The 783-nt window shown below is 45.3% G+C and carries 1 protein-coding gene; it reads right to left on the bottom strand.

The window, feature by feature from the left end:
* On the bottom strand, positions 1–783 hold a 783-nt coding region (locus tag C3B52_RS35700; protein ID WP_164685089.1), incomplete at both ends, for a hypothetical protein.

The raw sequence follows: 783 nt of genomic DNA, 5'->3' as shown, positions 1-783 counted from the left end.
GATAACCCTCCGCCGATAACGTTTAGAATGGCTTCCTGATCTGCAGCCGTTACCTCAGTTCCCCAAGACGGATCAACACCAGGATTAGGGTTTGGATTAGTTCCGTTCAATGCTGGCGTGATATATTCTTTTTCGATAAGAACTTGACCAGATCCAGTATCCGTAACGCGGACCTTGATAGGCAGCGCTGCACCGATATCGATCGGTCCAGTGTACTCATGATATGTAGACCCTTGATCCACCGAGTATTCTTTATACCAGTTCCCCGTCGGAAGATTCGAGAAATCAATCAGTAATTTATCATCGATGTCTCTGAAGAAAGACGGATCATAAACTTGAGCTGTCACAACTAGAAGGGTTTCCGAGCTAAAGTTAACTCCATCGGTTACTCGGGCTTTATAAACAGAATCTACAACGTTATCGACAAACAGTGTAAATTTACGCTCTGTAGCGCTTGGATCCTCAGTTGTGCCGTTATATTGATTTAAGATTTCAGGTTCGTCCACCCATGGACCGCCATCATGTTGAATTTGCAGCGATCCTTGTGTTGGATTAAAGCCGATTGTTAATGGTCTTTGATTGTTTGCATCCAGATCCCCCACAGCACCAACAGGAGCCGTTAACGTCCCCGGAGCCGGCGGATCGACAGTAATGTTTTCTGTTACTCTTGTGAGTTCTTCACCATTCTGGTTTAGAATGATCGCTGTTGCGACATAGTCGCCTTCCTGCAATAAAACGGGAGATGTATAATCGGAAACCTGGCCATCAATATCAACTCGGACT

The sequence above is a fragment of the Brevibacillus reuszeri genome (assembly GCF_002897295.1).
Lineage (GTDB): Bacteria > Bacillota > Bacilli > Brevibacillales > Brevibacillaceae > Brevibacillus > Brevibacillus reuszeri_A.
The sequence above is the reverse complement of the archived record's forward strand: the minus strand, read 5'-3'. Positions and strand labels throughout refer to the sequence as shown.